General features: G+C 65.2%; 18 protein-coding genes and 2 pseudogenes. 10 read left to right on the top strand and 10 right to left on the bottom strand.

What is annotated here, in order from left to right:
• Positions 1-3 precede the first annotated feature (3 nt).
• A complete protein-coding gene (locus W823_RS47035) occupies positions 4-1,200 on the bottom strand; it encodes an LLM class flavin-dependent oxidoreductase (RefSeq protein WP_023959845.1) in 1,197 nt (398 codons plus the stop codon).
• A 332-nt stretch (positions 1,201-1,532) separates the two neighbouring features.
• Here W823_RS47035 and W823_RS47040 point away from each other — a divergent pair, with 332 nt between their 5' ends.
• Together W823_RS47040 and W823_RS47045 are read left to right on the top strand one after the other, a co-directional pair.
• On the top strand, positions 1,533-2,429 hold the full coding sequence (locus W823_RS47040) for a LysR family transcriptional regulator (RefSeq protein WP_023959847.1): 897 nt from the start codon (positions 1,533-1,535) through the stop codon (positions 2,427-2,429).
• Positions 2,429-3,289: a sulfurtransferase gene (locus W823_RS47045; RefSeq protein ID WP_023959849.1), complete on the top strand. Its 861-nt coding sequence runs from the start codon at positions 2,429-2,431 to the stop codon at positions 3,287-3,289. The genes W823_RS47040 and W823_RS47045 overlap by 1 nt, the downstream gene beginning before the upstream one ends.
• A gap of 83 nt (positions 3,290-3,372) precedes the next feature.
• Here W823_RS47045 and W823_RS47050 read toward each other — a convergent pair whose 3' ends face one another.
• Together W823_RS47050 and W823_RS47055 are read right to left on the bottom strand one after the other, a co-directional pair.
• Complete coding sequence (locus W823_RS47050; RefSeq protein WP_081729826.1) at positions 3,373-4,695, bottom strand: HNH endonuclease signature motif containing protein; 1,323 nt, start codon at positions 4,693-4,695, stop codon at positions 3,373-3,375.
• Between the two features lie 270 nt (positions 4,696-4,965).
• A pseudogene (locus tag W823_RS47055) lies at positions 4,966-6,317 on the bottom strand (FAD-binding oxidoreductase).
• Positions 6,318-6,457: 140 nt separating this feature from the next.
• On the opposite strand from W823_RS47055, the gene W823_RS47060 reads away from it, so the two are divergent.
• From W823_RS47060 to W823_RS47075, 4 genes are all read left to right on the top strand, one after another.
• A complete protein-coding gene (locus tag W823_RS47060; RefSeq protein ID WP_023959853.1) occupies positions 6,458-7,477 on the top strand; it encodes a ketopantoate reductase family protein in 1,020 nt (339 codons plus the stop codon).
• 33 nt (positions 7,478-7,510) lie between these two features.
• Positions 7,511-8,608, top strand: a complete 1,098-nt coding sequence (locus W823_RS47065; RefSeq protein ID WP_031332656.1) for an FAD-binding oxidoreductase — start codon at positions 7,511-7,513, stop codon at positions 8,606-8,608.
• A 39-nt stretch (positions 8,609-8,647) separates the two neighbouring features.
• Complete coding sequence (locus W823_RS47070) at positions 8,648-10,048, top strand: acyl-CoA synthetase (RefSeq protein WP_023959857.1); 1,401 nt, start codon at positions 8,648-8,650, stop codon at positions 10,046-10,048.
• A 106-nt stretch (positions 10,049-10,154) separates the two neighbouring features.
• A complete protein-coding gene (locus W823_RS47075) occupies positions 10,155-10,535 on the top strand; it encodes a nuclear transport factor 2 family protein (RefSeq protein WP_023959858.1) in 381 nt (126 codons plus the stop codon).
• Here the strand turns inward: W823_RS47075 and W823_RS47080 are convergent, their stop codons facing one another.
• From W823_RS47080 to W823_RS47105, 7 genes and pseudogenes are all read right to left on the bottom strand, one after another.
• The gene (locus W823_RS47080) at positions 10,536-11,627 is read right to left on the bottom strand and encodes an NADH:flavin oxidoreductase/NADH oxidase (RefSeq protein ID WP_023959861.1); all 1,092 of its coding nucleotides are present in this window, start codon (positions 11,625-11,627) and stop codon (positions 10,536-10,538) included.
• Positions 11,628-11,640: 13 nt separating this feature from the next.
• Positions 11,641-12,066, bottom strand: coding sequence for an amidohydrolase family protein (locus W823_RS59325; protein ID WP_369792638.1), 426 nt, complete (start codon positions 12,064-12,066; stop codon positions 11,641-11,643).
• A pseudogene (locus W823_RS59330) lies at positions 12,027-12,611 on the bottom strand (amidohydrolase family protein); the annotation flags it as partial. The gene W823_RS59325 and the pseudogene W823_RS59330, both read right to left, overlap by 40 nt.
• Positions 12,612-12,615: 4 nt before the next feature.
• The gene (locus W823_RS47090; RefSeq protein WP_023959863.1) at positions 12,616-13,068 is read right to left on the bottom strand and encodes a hypothetical protein; all 453 of its coding nucleotides are present in this window, start codon (positions 13,066-13,068) and stop codon (positions 12,616-12,618) included.
• Positions 13,069-13,112: 44 nt separating this feature from the next.
• Complete coding sequence (locus W823_RS47095) at positions 13,113-14,303, bottom strand: FAD-dependent monooxygenase (RefSeq protein ID WP_023959865.1); 1,191 nt, start codon at positions 14,301-14,303, stop codon at positions 13,113-13,115.
• Complete coding sequence (locus tag W823_RS47100; RefSeq protein ID WP_081729827.1) at positions 14,300-15,709, bottom strand: MFS transporter; 1,410 nt, start codon at positions 15,707-15,709, stop codon at positions 14,300-14,302. Before W823_RS47100 ends, W823_RS47095 begins: the two co-directional genes overlap by 4 nt.
• A gap of 111 nt (positions 15,710-15,820) precedes the next feature.
• A complete protein-coding gene (locus W823_RS47105) occupies positions 15,821-17,320 on the bottom strand; it encodes an aldehyde dehydrogenase (protein WP_023959869.1) in 1,500 nt (499 codons plus the stop codon).
• 180 nt (positions 17,321-17,500) lie between these two features.
• On the opposite strand from W823_RS47105, the gene W823_RS47110 reads away from it, so the two are divergent.
• From W823_RS47110 to W823_RS47125, 4 genes are all read left to right on the top strand, one after another.
• Positions 17,501-19,342, top strand: coding sequence for a GAF domain-containing protein (locus tag W823_RS47110; protein ID WP_031332659.1), 1,842 nt, complete (start codon positions 17,501-17,503; stop codon positions 19,340-19,342).
• A 59-nt stretch (positions 19,343-19,401) separates the two neighbouring features.
• Positions 19,402-20,385: an NAD-dependent epimerase/dehydratase family protein gene (locus W823_RS47115; protein ID WP_023959873.1), complete on the top strand. Its 984-nt coding sequence runs from the start codon at positions 19,402-19,404 to the stop codon at positions 20,383-20,385.
• An 87-nt stretch (positions 20,386-20,472) separates the two neighbouring features.
• Complete coding sequence (locus W823_RS47120; RefSeq protein ID WP_023959875.1) at positions 20,473-21,312, top strand: enoyl-CoA hydratase-related protein; 840 nt, start codon at positions 20,473-20,475, stop codon at positions 21,310-21,312.
• 264 nt (positions 21,313-21,576) lie between these two features.
• Complete coding sequence (locus tag W823_RS47125; RefSeq protein ID WP_023959877.1) at positions 21,577-22,566, top strand: hypothetical protein; 990 nt, start codon at positions 21,577-21,579, stop codon at positions 22,564-22,566.
• The last annotated feature ends 431 nt before the right edge of the window (positions 22,567-22,997 follow it).

A 22,997-nucleotide genomic window follows, 5' to 3' on the forward strand; every position in this document is an offset into this window, starting at 1 on the left:
CGGTCATGCCTGGCCGGCCGTCGCGAAGGCGCCGAGGTGATCGGCCTGCAGGGTGCCGCGCTTGCCGGTGGCCTCGCGGTGGGCGAGTTCTTGACGAACCAGCGGCACCACGTAACGGCCGTAGTCGATGGCGTCATTGAGGGTGTCGTAGCCGCGGATCGACACCAGGTCGGCGCCCAGGTCGATGTAGTCGAGGATCGCCGCGGCGACTGTCTCGGCGCTGCCGACCAGAGCCGTGGACGCGCCTGCACCGTTCACGGCTGCCGCGGTCCGGGTCCACAGCGCCCGGTCGTAGATGTCTTTACGGTTCGCGAAGTCCAGTGCACGTTGAGATCCCACGTTCTGAGGTGTGTTGCCTGCGATGGCCTTGTACACAGGGTTCTTCGAGAAGTTGGCCTCGATACGGTCGACGTAGTCGTGAGCCTTGGCCCAGGCGAGGTCGTCGGTGCGGTCGATGATGGGGCGGAACGTGACCCAGATGCGCGGCCGGTCTGTGCGGCCGGACTCAGCGGCGATGCGGTGTACGCGCTCGATCTGGCTCTTGATGTCCGCCAGCGGTTCTCCCCAGAAGCTGAAGATGTCGGCCTTACGTCCGCCGATCTCGAAGGCGGCGTCGGACTGTCCGCCGATCGAAATCGGGACCTGCGCGCCGTAGGGGGCGAACCCGGGACCGAAGTTGTCGAATTTGTAGTGGGTTCCACTGTGGGAGAACGGCTCTGTCTTGGTCCACGAATCCCGCAGGATGTCGACGAACTCGTCGGTGCGGGTGTAGCGCTGCTCCTTGGTGAGGTAATCACCCTGCCGGGCCTGCTCGGCGTCGTTGCCGCCGGAGATCAGGTGGACCAGCGCGCGACCTTCGGTCAGCTGGTCGAGGGTAGCCAGCTGCTGCGCGGCCACCGTGGGGAACACCGTGTTGGGACGCAGAGCGACGATCGGTTTGATCGTGCTGCTGAGTTGGCCTACGGCAGAGGCCATGACAAACGAATCGGCGCTGTTGGACCCGTACGGGAGCAGCGTCATGTCGAAGCCACCGTCCTCGAGGGACCGGACGTAGCGACGGAAGAACGGAAGGTCGATGCCACGTGACGGGATCGGGTTGAGCTCGGTGGACGGGTTCAGGTGCGTGAGGCTGATGAACTCGACCTTCGATGCGGCACTGGCCGGCACCGGCAACGACTCCTGGGACGGATCGGCGGTCATGTGGGGGGTCCTTCCTGACGTGTCTGTGGCGAGCAGGACCGAAAGACCGGGCCTGGTTCGGAAATGGATGCTAGGGGCGTTTGGGCCCCTGAACCAGGGTTGAGATCACCAATTCCGATTCGTATTGCCGATCGGAATCAATTGGTTGTACTGATCTCATCTGTGCAGGTCAGAGCATTCGCCGATGCCATCAGATAGCCCTTAGTCCGGCCGTTGCGCCAGGGTTTTACGCGCTGCGAATCAAACTGTGCATCGTCGGCGCCGATAGAGGATTCTGTAGTCCATACCCAGATATCTCAGGCCAGGACTTTGCGGGAACAGGTGAGTGTGTGATGGCGGATCCGTTGGACTTGGTGCATTTGCGCACCCTTGTCGCGATAGCCGAAACAGGGGGTTTTCGACGCGCGGCAGATTCTCTCCATCTGAGTCAGCCGACGGTGAGCCAGCACGTCCGCCTGCTCGAGAAGCGACTGAAGCAGTCCCTGGTGGTCAAGGACGGCCGCGGGTCCCGGTTCACCGCAGCCGGGGAGCGCCTGGTCCTGGAGGCCCGAAAGTTGCTTGCGGCGCAAGACGAGGTGCTGCAACGGTTCTCGATGGCTGTACCGGACAAGCTCACCATCGGTTCCACCGAACATGCCGCGGATGGTCTGCTGCCTGAACTGCTGACTGCGCTACGTGGCGCGTACCCGGACGTCTGGTTGCAGTTCCGCATCGAGCGGTCCACCTCGCTGGCCGAATCGGTTACCAAGGGTGCGATCGATCTCGCCGTGGTGCTAGGCGGCAACGCCGAGCCGATCGGCACAGAGGTCGGAGCGCTCGCGCTCCGGTGGGTGGCGGCGACAGGATGGGACATCACCGAGGTCGACGGCTCGATTCCGTTGGTGGCCTTCGAGGAACCGTGCGGACTGCGGCGCCGCGCGCTCGCTCAGCTAGACGACCTCGGTTACGCGGTTACGGTCAGTGCCGAGTCCGGGAATCTCGACGGGGTTCTCGCTGCTGCGCGTGCCGGTCTCGGAATCGCCCTGCTACCGTTTTCGGGCCCGGTTCCCGACGGCCTGGTGGAGGTTGAAGAGTTGCCGGACATGGGCGACATCGATGTCCGGCTCGTCGCCCGGCGCGGCATCGACACCGATGTGGAGCAGGCTGCCGTCGAAGCGGTCTCCGCGCACTACCGGACGGTTGCCGACAAGGCCGGCGACGCCGGAACACACCTACAAGGAGTTGCCTGATGACCTCGCGCGACGAAGTCCTGATCACCACAGCCGAATTGGCGTCGCTGATTGCCGGTGACGCTCCGGTGACAGTGCTCGACGTGCGTTGGCGGCTCGACCGTCCGGACGGCCGCGACGACTACGAGACCGGGCACATCCCCGGCGCGGTGTACGTCGACCTCGAGACGGAGCTGTCCGACCATTCGGTCACCGGCCGTGGCCGCCATCCCCTGCCCAGTGGTGACTCTATGCAGGCGGCGGCTCGTCGGTGGGGCCTGAACGACTGTGTGCCCGTGGTGATCTACGACGATTGGAACCGTGCCGGGTCTGCCCGCGCCTGGTGGGTTCTCACTGCCGCCGGCGTCACCGGCGCTCGCATCCTCGACGGCGGCCTGAGTGCGTGGGTGGCTGCCGGCGAGGCGCTGGCGAAGGGTGCTGAGTCACCGGCCGCCGGCGACGTCAACCTGGCGCATACCGATCTCTACAGCGGTGCCCTGGCCACGCTGACCGCCGAGGAAGTCGCCACGTTCACCGATTCGGGTGTTCTGGTTGATGCCCGCGCACCCGAACGTTTCCGCGGAGAGGTCGAGCCCGTCGATCCGGTCGCCGGACACATCCCCGGCGCGGGGAACGCACCGAGTACCGCGACCCTCGGTGAAGACGGAACCTTCCGTGACGCAGATGAATTGCGTGAGCTGTTCGCCTCGGCCGGTGCCGACGGTTCCGAGCCGGTCGGGGTCTACTGCGGCTCAGGAGTCACAGCGGCCGTCGACCTGGTCGCGCTGAAAATCATCGGCGTCGACGCTGCACTGTTCCCCGGCTCGTGGTCGCAGTGGAGTTCTGACGCCGCCAACCCGGTGGCAACCGGTCCGGCCTGACCTGAAGGCATTTCACACTGTGGAGTTGTCAAGGTGCTGGTCTGACGGTCGAGTGTCCTGCGGTCTATAGCCGAGATTGTGTTCTAGGCTGCGGTCGAAAGACCTGCCGCCGTTCGTCGGTGCGAGGATCGCGGTAGCCGTTGTCGGTCAATGTGTTCAGGTGGTGTGAACCACGGATGGCCGTCGTCACCGATATTCACGTCCCATCCCTGGTGGTGGACCATTCGGTGGTGATGGCGACACAACAGGACTGTATTGTCCAGGCTGGTCTTGCCGCCCTTGGACCAGTGTTCGATGTGATGAGCGTCTGTCCATCCCGCTGGGCGCCCGCATCCAGGGAAAGCGCAACCACAGTCCCGGGCCAACAACGCTTTACGAATCGCTGGCGTTACAGTGCGGTGCTCACGTCCGACATCAAGCGGTACGCGTTCGCCGTTGAGAATCATCGACGTCAACGTGGCATCACAGGCCAGCATGCGGGCAGCTTCACCACTGATCGGTCCCATCCACTGCAACCGGAACGGACTCGAATAACCCTTCTCGTTCAGAAAGGCGGTGTACTCATCCACCGACCCATGAAGGCCCGGCGGATGCGGGCCTTCACCGGCCAACTCGCGCGCATCGACAGTCATCGTCACATGCGGACGCACCCCACCCACCGTCGGGCGATCTTCGCCCTGCAGATACGCATCGATCAACCGCTCCAAACCCTCGGCCATCCTCTGCTCTGCCGACCGCGGATCCGGCGTCCCATCCTCGGCTGGTACCGGCCGGGTCAACGGATCCAACCCGGTCAACAGTTTCTCCCCGAACACCGCATCAACATCGAACCGGCCACGCACCCGACCATCTGATTCCTTGCCGATCGACACCTGGTTCAGTGCAGCGTTTTCCGCTCCCGGCACCACCCCGGCTTCGCACGCGAGCGCGAACGCATCGCCCCGCGCGCGTTTGGAGATCTGCGATGGTGTCGCCCCCGACCACGCCTGCCCTAGCAGCCCGTTGATACACGCCTCCCGCGCCGCGCCCGGTAAACCCGGAACCGCCCGTTCAACATGGGCGACACCCCGCACGATTGCATCGACTTGCTCCCCGGAAAAGTCACCGTCGCCGGCATGAGCAGCTACCCGCGGCAATGCCGTCAACCCGCGCCCGATCCGCACCATCCGGTGTGAACATCCCGGCGCCAGACCACCTGTCATCAACAATGCTGCAGTAGACGACTCGCCCAACCCCTTGGCAACACCCCGACAATCCAAAGCCCCCGCCCACACCGACAACACATGATCGACCAGATGACGCACCCCAAACAATGCCACCACCTGCTCAGCCAACTCCCCATCAGCCTCAGGTGGCGACCCCTGCGCAAGCACAGTCAACGCTGTGCGGATTCCCCCGATATCCATGACTTGAGCATAGGTCCGAAAGTCCATTCGCACAACTGTTCGAACAAAGAAATATGTTGCGTGACAATCACATTCGACGTTCAGCTTGCTTCCAACCCCTCAGCGTACCGCTGGAGTCTGACATCGCATGAGAATGCGAAGGTCTCCGAACCTGGGGCCCACTCGACGCGGCCTACGGCCCACTCGACGCGGCCTACGGCCCACTCGACGCGACCAACGGCCCGTTCGTCGCGTCTGACGGCCCACTCGAGGTCTGCGATGGACTCCGGATCAGACCGTTTTGCCGGGGTTGAACAGCCCCGTCGGGTCGAGTGCCCGGCGGATGGTCCGTTGCAGTTCGACACCGTCAGGCCCCAGCTCGCGTTCGAGCCATCGTCGTTTGAGTACGCCGACGCCGTGTTCGCCGGTGATGGTTCCGCCCAAAGCCAGTGCGGTCCCGAAGATCTCGTCGGCGGCGGCGACGGCGCGGTCATACGCATCCGGGTCATCGCGTCTACGACGATGATGGGGTGCAGGTTACCGTCGCCGGCGTGCCCGAACGTGTAGATGGCGGTGCGGTGGCGGGTGGCGATCTCGGAGACCGCCCGAATCGCGTCGGCAATGCGGGTGCGGGGTACCGCGATGTCTTCGATGAGCGCTCGGCCGTGGCGTTCCAGCGCAGGTAACGCTGCTCGGCGAATCGCCAGCAACTCGTCGGAGACCTGCGGGTCGTCGCCTACGCTGACTCGAGAGCTGAACTGGCCGAACACTTCTTGCACGATCCGCGCCTCGGTGTGAGCTCCGAACCCGTCGGTCTGCGCGACCACAAAAGCACCCGCGGCATCCGAGGGAAGACCGAGAAAATCCCGGCTCTGCCGCAGCGACGCCTCGTCGAGCAGTTCCATGATCGACGGACGAACGCGCGCGGCCAGAACTGCGGTGGTCGCCGCGGCCGCCTGCTCGACATCGTCGAAGTACGCAGCGATGGTGACCGTGGCGGTGGGCTTCGGCTGCAGGCGTACCGTCGCCGACACGATCACCCCGAGGGTTCCTTCCGAGCCGGTGAACAAACTGGTGAGGTCGAGGCCTGCAACACCCTTGGCAGTGCGACGGCCAGTGTGGATCAATCGACCATCGGCCAGCACAACGCTCAGACCCAGGACCGAATCGCCGGTCACGCCGTACTTGACGCATCGGAGACCACCTGCGTTGGTGGCGATGTTGCCACCAATGGTGGAGATCGAGGCGCTGGCCGGGTCGGGCGCGTAACGCAATCCGTACCGGCCCGCTTCGGTGTCCAACGCGGCCGTGATGACACCCGGTTCCACCACTGCGAGTTCGTCGGCGGGCGCGATGTCGGTGATGCGGTTCAGGCCACTCACGTCGAGGACAAGAGAGCCTGACCCGGCACTGGCGCCGCCGGCCAAACCTGTTCCAGCGCCCCGGATCACCACCGACAAATCGGTGTCCGACGCGTAGGTCACCGCGTATTGAACATCGTCGACGGTCTTTGCCTGCACTAGTACTTCTGGCGCGCCGACCGGGTTGAATCCCGAACGGTCGATGCGGTACTCGTCAGGGATCTGCGCGCCGGTGCGGACGGTACCGGTGAGCGATTGTTCCCACAGGGCAAAGGAGGTCACGCTTCATCATGTCCACTCGAGCGGTGTGATCACCAATTCCGGATGATCGCAATGTCTGATCGGTCGGCCACATGGAACCGGATTGATCCGAAAGCGCTTGTCACCTGTCGGTTGTGCGGGGGCGGCGGTAGCTTCAGCTCATGTCGAGATACGTGATCGTCGGAGCCGGGGCAGTCGGAGCCAGCTTCGCTGCCGCCCTGAGTGACCGCACCGATGTTGTGGTGGTGGCCCGAGGCACGAACCTCGACCATCTGCGCAACAAACCGCTGACCTTCCGCACCTCTGCGGGCACCCGAAGCGTTCCACTCGAGACCGTCGCGATCGAAGAGCTGCAGTTGCGCACCGGTGATGTGCTGGTTCTGGCCGTCAAGACCCAGCACGTGGGCGACGTCGCGGAAACCCTGGCGTGGAAGCCCGTTCACTCGGCGGCCGGTGACGTGGTCGGATTCGCTGCGGAGACGCTGCCGGTCGTGACCTTGCAGAACGGCCTCGACGCCGAGCGAGCCGTGGCCCGATGGTTTGCGCACATCATTGGTGCAACGGTCCTGATCGCCGCGCGCTACACCGAGGTCGGCGAAGTGAGAGTGGGCGGCAAACCCAGCCTGGGCGGCGTGCACCTGGGTCAGCCGTATCGCTCCACCGACATCGGTGCGGACGCCGTTCGCGAGTTCGCCGCAGATCTGCGGACGGTGAACATCGATGTCTCGGAGACCGCTGACATCACCAAGATCAAGGCAACCAAGATCCTCCACAGCGTGAAGAACGGCCTCGAAGTGCTGGCCGGTGACCAGTCCGATCGGGTCAAAATCGGGGCAGCGCTCGAGGCGGAGGCGCGACGGGTGCTCACCGCGGCCGGAATCGAGTACGGAGCCACCCGCGACCTGGTCATCAACCCCGAACAGACCAGCTTCGACCCCGACATCGACGTGGTCGCGGGACAGCAGTCCACCTGGCAGAGTTTTGCGCGGGGAGCAGGTTCGCACGAAGTGGGCCACCTCAACGGCGAGATCGCACTGCTGGCCCGATTGCACGGCGTGGACGCTCCCCTGAACACCAGATTGCAGGCGCTGCTGGGTACGGCATCGGAGCGAGGCGGTGGCACAGATCTGGCGGGTCTCGACTCCCTGATCGAACTCGCGGCGGCGTCGCCCGCACGCTGACTTCTCCGGACCTTCGGCACTATCGTGGGCGAGGTGCATTCGACCTCAGACGTAGCTGTCATCGGAGCGGGCATTGTGGGCCTGTCCACCGCGTACGCACTCCAGCGCAGCGGTCTGTCCGTCACCGTGTACGACAGCGGTCCCATGGGTGGTGGCCAATCGGTTGGCGCATCACGACTTTTCCGGCACGCGCATGACGATCCGCGCATGGTGGATCTTGCGATCGAGGCGCGGGTGCTGTGGGATCAGTGGTCTGATGAATTCGACACCGAGCTGATCTCGGCAGATGGGTCGATCGCGCTCGGAGAGGTCGCGGCCGGACGGGTCGACGCACTCCGGTCACGTCCGGGCATCCCGGTACGGCACCTGTCCGGGGACGAATTGCGTTCGCTGATGCCAATTCTGGCGCCGTACGACGGCCCCGCCGTGTTCGACGAGCGTGCGGGCGCCATCCGCACCCAGGCCGCCATCGGTGCACTGGCGAACAGCTTGGCCACACCGGTTGTCACAGACCACGTTCTGGCGGTGCGTCCGCTGGGTGATGCAGGGGTTGAAGTACGGGCCGGCTCGAACGCGAGTGTCCACAGTGACGTGGTGGTGTGCGCGGGCCGCGGCACGGTTCAGTTGGCAGCCGGCATCGGACTGTCGCTGCCGGTGACGGTGAAGGCGCACGCCCGGGCGTCGTTCCGGGTGCGTGACGACACCCTTGGGGCGCTACCGAATCTGCAAGACGGCAGCGGAGTGTTCGAGGAGGCTGGTATCTACGCGGCGGCGCACCCTGATCGGTCGGCGTTCGGACTGGGCATCGCCCGTGAAGTGGAAACGATCGAGCCCGGTGGCGTGGCTGATCCGGATGCCTTGGCAGAGCTGATCGACCGCGCCGCAGCCTATGTGGCGAGGGCGCTCCCGGGTCTCGACCCGAAGCCGTTGCAGCCCCTCAGTTGCTGGATCACCACCTTGCCCTGGGGTGATGACGGCGTTGCCATCTGGCAGGCCGATCACATCTTTCTCCTGGCCGGTCACAACCTCTTCAAACACGCGCCCGTGTTGGGTGAGACCCTGGCGCAGTCGGTGGCAGCCGGTTCGGTGCCCGAGTTGTTCCGCCCGGAGTCGAAGCTGGGCGGCGGCTGAGCACCGGGGCGGGCACAGCGATGTGACAAGGTGAAACCCGTGGTTCTCTTCCCGACGCTGAATCAGTCTGCTCTCGCCAATGGCGCCGACAAACCTGCGGTGGTGACCGTGGGGGATATGGTGTTGTCCCGCAGCGACCTCGTCGGTGCCGCGACGTCGGTCGCCGAGCGAATCCGTGGTGCCCGGCGCATCGCAGTACTCGCCGAACCCACCGCCCAGACGGTGGTCGCGATCGTCGGTGCGCTCATCGCGGGTGTCGCTGTGGTCCCGGTGCCGCCCGACTCAGGCACGGCCGAGCGCGAGCACATCCTCGCCGACTCCGGCGCGCAGGCGTGGCTGGGGGCCGCGCCCGCCGAACCGGGTCTGCCGGTGGTTCCGGTGCGGATGTACGCGCGGTCGTGGCACAGCCATCCAGAGCCACACCCGGACTCCACGGCGCTGATCATCTACACGTCGGGCACCACCGGCCTGCCGAAAGGCGTGCCGGTGACCCGCCGTGCCATCGCCGCCGGTCTCGACGCTCTTGCCGACGCCTGGGCCTGGACCGCCGATGACGTTCTGGTCCATGGTCTTCCGCTCTTTCACGTGCACGGCCTGGTGCTGGGTGTTCTCGGTCCGCTCCGCGTGGGGGGATCGGTGGTGCACACCGTGAAGCCGACGCCCGAGGCGTACGCGTCGGCGCGCGGATCGATGTATTTCGGGGTCCCGACGGTGTGGGCGCGTATCGCCGCGGACGAGGATTCGGCGCGCTCGCTCGCCGCGGCCCGGCTCCTGGTGTCCGGGAGTGCCCCGCTTCCCGTTCCGGTGTTCACTACCATCAGGGACCTCACCGGTCACGAGATCGTCGAGCGCTACGGCATGACCGAGACACTGATCACCGTGAGTACTCGTGCCGACGGCGAGCGACGACCGGGCTGGGTGGGCACTCCGGTGGCCGGCGTCGAGACGCGGCTGCGCGACGATCAGGGCGCGGACGTCCCGCATGACGGGGAAAGCATTGGCGCACTGCAACTCCGGGGACCGATGGTGGCAACCGGTTATCTCAACCGGCCCGATGCGACCGCTGAGTCGTGGCTCGACGACGGCTGGTTCGCCACCGGCGATGTCGCGGTGATCGACCGCGACGGCATGCACCGGATCGTCGGTCGATCATCCACCGACCTCATCAAGACCGGCGGCTACCGGGTGGGTGCCGGTGAGATCGAGACCGTGTTGCTGGGGCATCCGAGCGTGCGTGAGGCCGCGGTGATCGGCGTTCCGGACGATGACCTCGGTCAGCGGATCGTCGCCTGCGTGGTGGGGGACGACATCGTGGAACAAGACCTGATCGATCTGGTGGCCACCGAACTGTCGATTCACAAACGCCCGCGCGAGGTGCGGGTTCTTGAATCACTACCCCGCAACGCCATGGGCAAGGTGCAAAAGAAGCTGCTGCTGTGAACGATCAAGGGTGACACGACGGCGCCGCTTCGGCGTTTGCCGAAACCGTCCGCGCCCACAAGCCGCTGCCGTTAGCGTGGGTGCACGGCGACGAGGAGGTTCCGGTATGCATGCACTCCGTGCTGCGGTCGAGGCGAACAACATCGACGACATCGAGTCATTACTTGCAGAATCAGTCACCTTCCACAGCCCGGTGGCGTTCCATCCCTACGAAGGACGCGACACGGTGGCGGCCATTCTGCGAACAGCTTTCGAGACGTTCGAGGACTTCGAATACGTCCGCGAGTTGGACTCGCCGCTCGACGGCTACACCGGTCTGGTGTTCACGGCCAAGGTCGACGGCCTCGACATCCACGGGTGCGACTTCATTCACGAGAACCCCGACCACCAGATCGACGAATTCACCGTGATGTTGCGTCCGATGAAGGCAACACACAAGTTTGCGGACCTGATGGGCGAGAAGCTCGAGGCGGTACTCGGTAGCTGATCAGCGCCGAAACGCCCGCGCGTACTGCGGTGGGTGGGCCAACGGCGCGCCGAGCCGGTCGGCGGCCTGCCGGAACCACGAGGGGTTGCGGAGCAGCTCCCTGGCCAAGAACACGGCGTCGGCCTGCCCGTCGGCGATGATTCCTTCGGCCTGCTCGGCGTCGGTGATCATCCCGACCGCCGCCGTCGGCACGTCGGCCTCTTTCCGGACCCGGGATGCGAACGGCACCTGGTATCCCGGGGCCACCGGGATGGCGGCGTCGGGAACGGTGCCGCCGGTCGACACATCGATGAGATCGACGCCGAGCTCTTTGAGCTCGAGGGCCAGTTTGACGGTTTCGTCGGTCGTCCACCCCTCCCGGTGGTCGTCGGTGTCCCCGGCGAGCCAGTCGGTGGCCGATACGCGGACGAACAACGGGTACTCGGTCGGCCAAGGTCCGCGGACTGCGGCGACCACCTCGAGTGCAAACCGGATGCGGTTGTCGAATGATCCGCCATAGTGATCGGTACGAGTGTTCGAGTGCGGAGAGAGGAACTGATGGATGAGGTAACCGTGGGCCCCGTGTAGCTCGAGCACGCGGAATCCCGCGTCTGCCGCCCGACGCGCGGCCGCCGCGAAGTCGTCGATGATTCCACTGATCTCGTCCACGCCCAATTCGCGGGCTGCCGGCAGGCGACCGAACGGCACATCGCTGGCACCGACTGTGGGCCAATGATTTTCGATACGTTCCTGATCGGGCCACGGACGGCCGGTGGACCCTTTGCGGCCGGCGTGCACCAGTTGGATGCCGGGCACGGTGCCCTGCGCCGCGAGGAAACCGGTGAGCCGACGGAACGCGTCTCGTTGACGGTCGTTCCACAATCCGAGGTCGTAGTCGCTGCTGCGACCGTTGGGGGTGATGGCGGTGGCCTCGGTCATCACCAGAGCCGCCCCGCCGACCGCGCGGGCCCCGAGGTGTTGCAGATGCCAATCGGTGACGCTGCCTGTGTCGGGCCCGTCGGGTACGGCCGCGAACTGCATCATCGGCGACATCCACGCCCGATGGGCGAAGGTGACGTCTCGGAGCGTCAGGGGCTCGAAGAGATGGCTCATGGGTTTGCTCTTTCTACAGGCCGAGGAATGACCGGGCGGCCGAGGTCAGCGACGCCGACCCGGGTCCGTGCGCGGCGGCGAATCCGACAGGGTCGGACTCGGCCATGTCGAAGGGATAGTCACTGCCGCAGACGATGTGGTCGTCGGCAGCGTGTTTCATCAGCAGGCGCAGTGCACCGGCATCGTGGGTGACGGTGTCGAAGTAGAGTTCCGCAAACGCCTCGGTGGGCGGTCGGGCAGAACCTCTGCGAACATCAGGCCGGTTCCGCCAGCCGTGGGTCCACCGGCCGAGCAGGTCCGCCGAGCAACCACCACCGTGCACGAAACAGATTCGCAGACAGGTAATTCGTCCTTGACGCCTCCGAGGATGAGCGACGCGACAGCCGTCGCGGTCTCGACGGGGTTGCCGATGAGGTTGGCCAGGTAGTGGTCCGACCACTCGGGGCGGGGGAGCTGCATCGGATGCACGAGGACTGCGAGCTGCAGTTGCGCTGCGGTGGACAGCACGTGGCGGAGGGGGCCCCGGTCCAAGGAGTCGGGTCCCAGCAGCGGTGGGATGGCAACACCGGCGATGCCGGGGACCGATACGAGCTTCTTCATCTGTGCGATGGCGGTGTCGGGGTCTCCGATCGTCACCATGCCCAAGCCAACTAGTGCGCCACCGGATCCGGCGACGACGTCAGCCAGTGCGTTGTTGAAGTCGTCCACGTAGGTCTCGGTGCCGTCCGCCTGCATGGGGAAGGCGAACGGAGGTGCGGACAACACTCGTACCCCGATGTTGTTGCGCGCCATGTCGTCTAGGATCGCCGGTACGTCGCTCATCGCGGAGGCGTCGATCGAAAGGGGGGTCTGGCCGAGAAACAGCTGCCCTTCCCTGTCGTGCATGGCTCCGAACGGGGAGCCCGGCGGCAGTCCGAACAATTCTCGGGGCAGCCAGTGGGCGTGTACGTCGATCACGCCGGCGGCGATGGGTTCGGTGATCATGTCCTCAGATGCTTCCGTCGGCGGGAGCGAGAGGCAACGGCGCGTTTGCACTGTCGAGGTGTTCGACGGTGGAGAAGACCAGGTCGGTGTCGCCGATGTTCTCGATATCGTGCAGCAGGAACTCGCCCTCCCCGAAGCGGAAGTGGCGGGTTTCGCCGGCTGAGTAGGAGACTTCGCGCACGGTGCCGTCGTGGGTGTGTTGACGGCTTCGACCGGCATTGATCGCGGTCCAGAAGTAGTCCAGCACATGCCGGTGCGCGTGCCAGCGTTCGCCCGGCGCGAGCCGGATCTCCCAGACCCGCACGCGGTCGTTCTCGCTGAGAAGCCGTGAGCCCACGTTGCCGTCATGGGCGTTCTCGGCGAACTCGGCCTTGAGCCACTCGGGCCATCCCTGGAAGTCTGTGGCGACGAGGTCGCCGGCCAGCGGCAGATCGTTCAGAAAGCTGTTCTCGGTCATGGTCTTTGCTCCTTCGATAGGTGTTACGAGGTGATCGTTTGCGGTCAGCGGCCGGGTCCGTAGAGACCGAACCGGAGGTCGGGGTCGCCGGGGACCCAGCTGTTGTGGAACTGTGACCGCTCGCCCATGTCGACGACTCGTCGCAGTAGTGATTCGCTGAGCTCGAGCTGACCGGGTTCCCACTTGCGCAGTGCTGTTGCGATGTCGCCGTCGGCGGCTTCGAGTGCAGCGGCCAGTGCCCAGGCGTCGGCAGCAGCTTTGGCAGTGCCCGCCGCGGCGTGTGGCCTGGCGCTGCACGCGGCGTCGCCGACCAGGGCCACGCGGCCCTGTGCCATCCGTGCCGAACGGGCGTCCGACACCACCTGCAGGTACGGCTGTTCGGTGGAGGTGACCACCTCGGCCGCGGCCGGTGCCAGCATTCGGGCAGCTGTATCGCGCATCTCGGCGACGTAGCGGTCTTGGACCTGGCCGGGATGGATGGAGACCGATCCGCTGAAACCTCGCTTGTCGACGAGCATTTCACTCAGTTCGGGTCCGGGTGCGACGTTGCGGTACCAGACGTAGTTCATCAACCGGTGCTGCCGCTCGACGCCCTCCTCACCGGGGATCGGGTAGAGGGTGATGTGTGAATTGGGGATCACGCAGTAGCTGATTGCGTCGTGCATCAGGTCTTGGGTGGGTCCCGACAGCGACGCCAGCGGAACGGTGCCCCGCCAGCCTACGTAGCCCGAATAGTGCAGTGAGGACTCGGGATCGAAGCGCTCTCGGGCCAACGAGGTGATGCCGTCGGCGAAGACCACCAGGTCAGCGGTCTCGACTCGCCCGCTGACGAAGCGAACCGTGACACTGGTGTCGGATTGGTCGAAGCCGCAGGCCAATTCGCCGAGGTGGTAGTGGTCAGCGCCGAAGTCGGCGAGCAGCGCCCGGTAGAACGTGCCCCACGAGGTGTAGGTCCACGTGCGGTCCTCGCTGTAGATCACCTCGTTGCCGTCGCCGAGGTACTGGACCTTGGACGTGGACGTACTCAACGCGGTGGGTTGCTGGTTGCTCCGTTCGGTGAACCAGCGCATGGTGTCGGGTTGCAACACGATTCCGCTGCCGCGTCCGTCGAGAGCCGATGCGGTGCGCTCGTAGACGTCGACGCTGAAGCCGAGGTCGCGCAGGAGCAGGGCGGTGGTGAGGCCACCGATAGAACCTCCGATGACGATGGCGGTGGCGTTGTTGTAGGTACTCATGAGTGGCTGTCCTCTCGGGTCAGGGCCGGCCGGGGTGGATCGGTGTGGGGTGGTTCGGTGGTGGCCGAAGAATCGGTGGGCATTGCCGTGCCACGGGTCTCGGGGGCGAAGAGCAAACCGATGACCGCGATGAGTCCGACGGCGGCGATGGTCGCGGTTGCCAGTCCCAGGTTGCCGCTGAACCAGGAGGTGGCGATGACTCCTGCGATGAGGGGTCCCGAGGCCGTGACGAGGCGGCCGACGCTGTTACTCAGTGCCAGGGCAGTGGCGCGGACGCTGGGCGGGAACAGCTCGGGGCCGTAGATGAACGTTCCGGACAGGGCGCCGAAGAGGCCGAAGCCCAGGATCGGCATCGCGACAACGTATTCGGTGTAGCTGTGACCGAAGGGGAACACGTAGACGATCGCTGCGGCCGAGACGATGAAACTCAACGCGAACGTCTTGCGGCGGCCCAGTGCGTCGGCGAGAAAACCCCACGACGCGTAGCCGATGATGCCGCCGGCGTTGAAGAGCATCGAGGCGATGGCGACTCGGTGGTCGGCAAGCGAATCGGGAAGCGCACTGTCCTCGGTCATGTTCCGGATGATCTGGGGGTACCACGTGGACACGCTCCAGAAGGCGATCAATGATCCGGTGGCCAGCGCGGTGCACACCAGCGTGGGTCGAAGAAGCGGAGGTGCGAACAGTCGGCGGAGGACAAAGCTGTCTTCTTCGGTGGCTTGGCCGCGCGCCTTCCGGTCTTTGCGTGCCCGGATGCTGGCCTCGATCTCGGGGGGTTCGGGAACGTAGCGGCGGATGAACCAGACCAACAGCGCGGGAATGACGGCCAGTCCCATCATGAACCGCCAGCCCAGGCTGCCCCAGAGCGCGTAGACCGCAGAGGCGATGAAGAAGCCGCCGGCGTAACCGGACATCATCACGCCGCCGGCGCGAGCCCTGTGTCGGTTACGCCAGGTCTCGGCGATGAGTGCTGCGCCGACCGGTGCCTCGACACCGGAGCCCAGGCCCGCGATGAACCGAAGTATGCCCAGTTGCCACCAGGTGTCGGCGAAGGCGGCCGCGGCGGTGAACACCGCGTAGGTGAGGATGCCGAGCGAGAGCACCCGCGTGCGGCCGAAGTAGTCGGCAAGTATGCCGAACAAGATGGCACCGAGCGCCCATCCGACCAGGAACAGCGCGACGGTCAAGCCGCCGTAGAAGCCGATGGCGCTCGAATCGGCGGTTATGTCGCTGTGCGGAAGCAGTTCTCGCATCGCCGGCCCCAGGACCAGGACGTACAGACTGCCGGCGAAGCCGTCGAGTCCCCATCCCAGTGTGGTTCCGACGAGCACGAGCCATTGCATTCGGCTGATCTCGGTGCGCCAGCTCGGGCGGACCGGGCCAGGGGTGGTGTGTGGCGTCGACATCGACGCTCCTTTCGGGTTCGGGTGGACAGCGTTCAGCGCTGCGGCACCCACGTGCAACAGGAGAAGTGTTGGCGCCGAGACACTTCGATCCGTCCCGGGCCGGCCGTTCGACTAGTTGAGGCGCTGTTGCTCGGTGTCGCCGTACCAGTCGACATGGTCGTCGGCGGTGCGCACGACAACCGTTTTGATCCAGGAGAAGTCGTCAAACGATTCGGTGCCCGCATCCTTGCCGGTGCCCGATTCCTTCACGCCACCCCAGGGGAGCGACGGTTCGAGTCGGTGGTGGTCGTTCACCCACACCATTCCGGCGACGATTCGGCTTGCCACCCGGTGTCCGCGAGCAATGTCTCGGGTCCAGACCCCGGCGCCGAGGCCGTAACGGTTGTTGTTGGCCATCGAGATTGCTTCGGCTTCGTCATCGAAGGGGATCACCGCCGCGACAGGTCCGAAGATCTCTTGTTGTGCCACAGTCATCTCCATCGTGGCGTCGGCCAGGACGGTGGGCTGCAGGAAGTAGCCGTGTTGTAGGTCGGCGGTGAGGTCGGGGACCGATCCGCCGGCCGCCACGCGGGCGCCCTCGTCGATTCCGGTGGCGATCAGTGCGGTGACCTTGCCGCGTTGTACCTCACTGATGAGTGGACCCATCTGCGTTGACGGGTCGGCGGGGTCGCCGATGCGGATGGCCGAGGCGCGGGCGCTCAGCGCGGCGACGAAGGCGTCGTAGATACCGCGCTGGACGAGGAAGCGTGAGCCCGCGACACAGGATTGGCCTGCAGCGACGAACGCGGAGAATGCCGCCCCTTCCGCCGCGACCACCGGGTCGACGTCATCGAACACCAGAACAGGAGTCTTGCCGCCCAATTCTGCTGTCACACGGGCGAATCGGGAGGCTGTGGCCATCGCGGCGGCGCGGCCGGCCTCGGTCCCACCGGTGAGGGTGATCTTGGCGACGTCGGGGTGGTTGGTGAGCCGGATGCCCGCTTCGCGGCCGCCGGTGACCACGGTGACCACCCCGTCCGGCACGCCGGCGTCGGCGAGGATCCGGACCAGGGCCAACGTGGTCAGCGGTGTGAGTTCAGAGGGCTTGACCACCACTGTGTTCCCGTTGGCCAGTGCCGCGGACAGGCTGCGCGCCAGGATCAGCATGGGATGGTTGAACGGGGTGATGATGCCGCACACGCCGAGCGGGGTCCGTTCCTGGTAGGTGAGATAGGGGCCGTCGCTGGGCAACACGGCATTGCGCTGGGCGCTGAGCAGACCGGCGTTGTAGCGGAACCACTCCGGTACCCGCGACAGCTGGGCGCGGGTCTCGGTGACCGGACGGCCGTTGTTCACGGTCTCGAGCCGGAAGAGATCCTCGGACGCCGCCTCGATCGCGTCGGCGCATCGCAGCAGCAACCGGGCACGTTCGCTGCGCACCATCGTGGCCCACGGACCCGACTCGAACGCCGCCAGCGCCGAGCGGACCGCGGCATCGACCTCGGCGGCACCTTGCTCCGGCAGGATCTCGATCACCTGGCCGGTGGCCGGGTTGATGATCTCGCGTGTGGCCGTTTCCCCGGTGGGCGCCGACGCCGCACCGGCGGGTGAGGTGGTGGCTGTGTCCGTCATCCCTGATCCTTTGTCTCGACTGGTCGTCCAATCACCGGTTGGTTGCGCCTTGTGGCGGGTTGGTCGGTGATCTGAACTGAGTCTGTCCGTCGAGTGTGATCTGGATCAATGTCGCTACCGACACCATTAGTTTGCGGGTATGTCCCCTCAGGACACAGCAGGTAGTGGCAGTCTGGAGTGGTGACCCGCGCACCCGGCAAACCGTCCACCGAGTTGGTGATGTGGCTGCGCGGACTGCGGCAGCTGAGTTCAGCGGCGACGTCGGCGGCTGACCTGCAGGAAGTGCTGGGGTTGGTGGCCTCGAGTGCTCGCGCGTTGTTGGGCTTCGACTTCTGCGGGGTGCTCACTCCCAACGATGCGGTGACCGAACTCGCGATCACCGGGTGGTCGGGGTTGTCGGAGGAGTACGTCAACCGGGTCAACGCCGACCATCCCATCGGTCTCGACAGCACCGCGCCGTCGGCGCGGGCTTTTCACACCGGAGAGCCCGTGTACATCCGAGACATCATGGCCGAGCCCGGCTTCACTCCCTGGGGGTGGCCTGCGCGCGAGCAGGGGTACCGCGCGATAGTCGCTGTCCCGCTCATCGCTCAGGACGAGGTGATCGGCACTCTGAACGGCTACTACCAGCCCATCCACACCTTCACCACCGCGGAGGTGGAGCGGCTCGGGCTACTCGCCAACCACGCTGCCATCGCCGTTACTTCGGCCCGTCGTCTCGACGAACTGCGCAACCTCAACGAGTCGTTGCGCGCGCAACGTGACCTGCTCACCCGCTCCGAGCAGATTCATGAGCAGTTGTTCGCGGTGACGCTGCGATCTGGTGGAATCGACGGTGTTGCACAGGTTCTCACGGGTTTGATCGCCAGGCCCGTGTTGGTGGAGGATGCGCAGGGCAATGTCTTGGCAACAGCCGGTGAGGTCTCTGGACTTCCCGATGCCCAACGCCGGGCAGCGACCCCCGTTGACGACACCCAGTCCGCGAAGCCGATACAGGTCCGTTCCGACGATGGGGCGGGGCGACACTGCTGGGTGTCGACCGTCCTGCTCGCAGGTGAGGTGGTGGCGCGTATCTGGTTTCCCGGTATTCCGGGACCCCTGGACCCCACGGGGGAGCGGGCGATCGAGCACGCGTCGTTGGTCATCTCCCTCGAGATGTTCCGGTTCCGGACCGGCATCGAGGTGGAACACCGGCTGCGCGGCGAGTTGCTCGCCGATGTGCTGGCAGCCGGGACGAGTGTGCCGGCACAGGTTACCGCTCGGGCCGCCAGACTCGGCCATGACCTCACCCGGACACACGTGGCCATCGTGGCGTCGATCGCCGTGGACGACGACGCGCAACGAACGCGGATCTACCGCCGAGCGTTGACGGCGGTGGCCGATGTGGCGCGCTCACATCAACCGCGCCCGCTGGCGGCGATGTACCGGGGAATGATCGTGGTGCTGTGGCCCATGCCGGACTCTGATGTTGTGAGCAGTGCGAATCACTCTGATGGGCAGGGTGATTCGCTCGCCGAGGCGGCTGCCGCCGTCCACCGGGCGGTGGCGCGTGTCGCGGGGAGCGCCGAGGCGACGGTAGCGGTGTCCGGTGCAGGGCATCGAACCCACCAGCAGGGCTACCGCGCGGCTCGCGGTGCGCTGGACATTGCGGTGCATGCCGGTCGCGTCGGTGGTGTGGTGACGTTGCCCGCCCTGGGGATCAGCGGCCTGTTGCTGCAGCTGGACGACGCCGACCAATTGCTTGCCTTTGCCGACCGCACTCTGGGTGCGTTGCTGCGCTATGACCAAGCCCACGGCACCGAGCTGGTCTCGACCCTACGAGTGTTGCTGCGTCGCAAAATGAATCGGGCTCAGGCCGCCGGCGAACTGCACGTCCACCCGAACACACTCAAGCAGCGTGTCCGCCGGATCGAACATCTGGCCGGGGCCGATCTCGGCGACCCGGCAGCGCTGGTGGAGTTTAGTACTGCACTTGTGGTTCGCGATGTTGCGACACAGCAGGTGTCCCGCCTGCACGAGTGAGTTCTGCATCTGTGGACACTCACGCATATTCCAGGTGGCGCCGGGGTACCTCCCCGGTCATGGGACTCACAGTTGCGGTCACAGGGCCGACAGGGGAAATCGGGATTTCGGCAGTCACGGCCCTCGAGGCCGATCCGGGGGTTGATCGAATACTCGGGATGGCGCGGCGCGAGTTCGACCCGTCGTCGCACGGCTGGACCAAAACCGAGTACCGCCAGGGTGACATCCTCGATCGCGACGCGGTCGACTCCCTGGTCAGCGATGCCGACGTGGTTGTCCATCTCGCGTTCCTCGTGCTCGGATCGCGAACCGAGGGACAACGCATCAATCTTGCGGGCACCCGCAACGTGTTCGAGGCGACCATTGCGGCCGAACGCCCCAAGCGCATCGTGTACACATCGTCGGTCGCGGCCTACGGATATCACTCCGACAACCCTGTGCCGCTGACCGAGGACGTGCCCACCCGAGGTTCGAGTGAGCACTACTACTCCGAGCAGAAGGCCGAGGTCGAAAAGGTCATCGCGGAGATCACCAAAGACGCGACGATCGAGCTCTTCATGCTCCGCCCGTGCATCGTCGCCGGGCCCAAGGCGACAGCCCTGGCAGACGCGATGCCGTGGAACTACATTCCCGAACCCGTACGTAAAGTGGCCGGCTCGATCCCTTTTGCAAAGGTGCCGTTCCCGGACACCGGGGTGCCCGTGCAACTGGTCCACCACGACGACGTCGCCCGTGCCATCGCCTTGTGCGCGACCACCGATGCGCCTGCCGGTGCCTACAACATCGCCGGTTCCGGAACCGTCTCGCTCTCGGACATCGGAAGGGTCCTCGGTGCCCAGCCGGTCAAGGTTCCGTCGTCGTCGATCAATGTGGTCGCCGAGGTGGTCAATCGCCTTCCGGTGAAGCCCTCGGACGCCGAGTGGGTGAACATTCTGAAGACGTCGGTGGTGATGGACACCTCCAAGGCGCGTGACGTGCTCGGCTGGGAGCCCAAGTACTCCGCAGCCGAGACGCTCGCCGATTTGGCGACCGTTCTCGACTGACCGTTACGGCGGGTCGATCCGCCATCGCGTGCTGACTCTGCTTGTCTGATTCGCAAGTGGTGTGTTGAGGCGATCAGAGGAGTTGTTGTGTCGGATACGAAGTCGGAATCCGTGGTCGAGCTGGAGCGCAGGGGCAGCATGGGGATCATCTGGCTGAACCGACCCGACCGGCTCAATGCCTTCACCAGCGAGATGCACCGTCGGATGATCGAGGTGCTCGACGAGTGCGATGCCGACGACTCGATCCGTGCCGTGGTGATCACCGGGCGGGGCCGAGCATTTTGTGCTGGCGCCGACCTCGGCGGCGGTGGCGACACCTTTGTTCTCGACGACGGCGGTACCGGCGAAGCCCCGCCGGATGAGGGTGGACGGGTGAGCCTGCGCATCTACCGGTCCACCAAGCCGGTGGTCGCAGCAATCAATGGCCCGGCCGCCGGTGTCGGTGTGACGATGAGTTTGCCCGCCGACATCCGAATCGCCTCGGAGACAGCCAAATTCGGCTTTGTGTTCGTGCGCCGCGGCTTGGTGCCCGAAGCCTGCTCGAACTGGTTCCTGCCCCGCATCGTCGGTATCTCCACGGCGCTGGAGTGGGCGATGGGGGGCAAGATGGTGCCGGTGGCCGAGGCGCTCGAACGGGGGCTCGTGCGCGAGGTGGTCCCCGCCGATCAGGTCCTCGACCGCGCAATCGAGGTCGCGACCGAACTGACCGCGGGGACCGCACCCGTGTCGGTGGCGCTCACCCGGCAGTTGATGTGGAAAATGCTCGGTGCTGACAGCCCCGAGGTTGCGCACCACGCGGAGTCGAAGGCAATTTTCATTCGCGGGACGTCAGATGATGTGCGTGAAGGTGTGAACTCGTTCTTGGAGAAGCGGGCTCCCGAGTTTCCGTTGCGGGTGTCGGACGGGTTGCCAGATCTGTTTGACTGACCACCGTTTAGCGGCGTCGCTCACGTTTTCGTTGATACTCGGTCCGCACGCCGAGCGCTGCCTGGCTCTGTGAGCGGGGTAGCGCTCTCCGTTGCAATTAGTACTCGGTTTGCTTTGGTCGCTCGTCGAGAATTGCCACTCGGACCGGTAATGGCATTCATATGTTCGAACCAAATTGCCCCCGAAGTGGCACACACCGATCGATTCCCCCTGACTATTGGCTTAGGTCGGTATACATCGCAGGTGTAGGCAAAGGGGACTGCCGTGGAATGGGCGCTCGTTGTTCTCTTCATCATCGCTGCCGTCGTCGGAGTCTGGTTGTGGGAGAAGACGGTGGATGGCGCCACCAATATGCTTCTGCGGGCCATCATCTGGCCATTCGAGAAGCTCTTCGGATTCGCAATGAACTCGGAAGCGTTGCGTACCTTTCAGACACCGCAGCGCTTTCAGCTCGCGGCCACGCCTGACCAGGTCCGCGAGAGGCTGGCCCAACTGCCGCGGGTGACCGCGGAACCAGGCAACGGACGAATTGCCCCGTACTACCTCGATCGCCAGCCGCAGAGGATTCGCATCGGCGTGGGCAACCATGTCGCGACGCCATACGAGTTGGACATCGAGTTCACCGCGGGCTGGCCCGGAACATGCGGCGAACTGCACTACCTGCGCTGGGATGACGATCCGTCCGACGACATGGACATCCACCGAGATCTACTGCAGGACGTCTTCGGCGCGCTGCGTGCCCTCGACTCCATGCTTTACGTGACCACCGATCCGATCACAATCAATACAGAAACCCCACCGCCCGATCCTGCGACACGAGAGCAGCCGTCGTCGACACCCCCACTGCAACCAGGTGCTGGTGCGCCGATTCTGCCCGTTGTCGGACCAGTGGCGGCAGCATCCGCCGTGCGACGCTTGCCGGCGATACCGGCTATCGCAGTCGGGTTGTTCGCAATGGCGCTGGTGGTCGGAAGCTGTTCCGCCATGGGCATTTTCTCGCCGACCTCCACACCCGAACTCTGCTCAGCTTACTCAAAGGCAAAAGGCGGGTTCTCATATGAAGCCAGCGACAGTGTCGTCGACTTCATGGACAAGCAAAATCTCGGTGAGGAGATCTCAGAGCTCGAGGACCGTGCGAGTTCCTACGACGACGACGGGGTAGAAGACGACGCAGACGAGATCGGCGACCTTGGCGAAACCATCTCTGAATCCGAATTCGACTCGGCTACAACACATATTGCCAGCGTCTGTTAGGTGAAATGATGAGCGCACACACGTTCGGCGGTGGAGGACCAGTTCCCCCACGCCGGTTCGGACCCATCCTGGTAGGCGGCATGATGGCAGTAGCCGCAGTCATCTGCTTTTTTCTGCCATTCGGCTGGGTCTTCGGGACCCCACTCCTGCTCCTCGCGGTCGCCTACATTTGTTGCGTAGCAACAGGTATGGACCCCAGGGCAGATGCGCGAACCACCCTTGGACATCTGCAGATCGCGGCGTCCACCATCACGGGGGCTGTTCCGCGACAGCCTGAAGTGCCTGGGCCGTCTGAGACGTGTCCGGCAGCGCCCGGGCAGCCGCCGATTTACACGCCCACACCTCACTCGCCTGTGGACCCTCAGCCCGCACCGCCGGTAGCAGAACCCGGTCATGCGGCTGAGCAGATTCGTGGTGACGTAGCAGTTCCA

The organism is Williamsia sp. D3 (assembly GCF_000506245.1).
Classification (GTDB): Bacteria; Actinomycetota; Actinomycetes; order Mycobacteriales; family Mycobacteriaceae; genus Williamsia; species Williamsia muralis.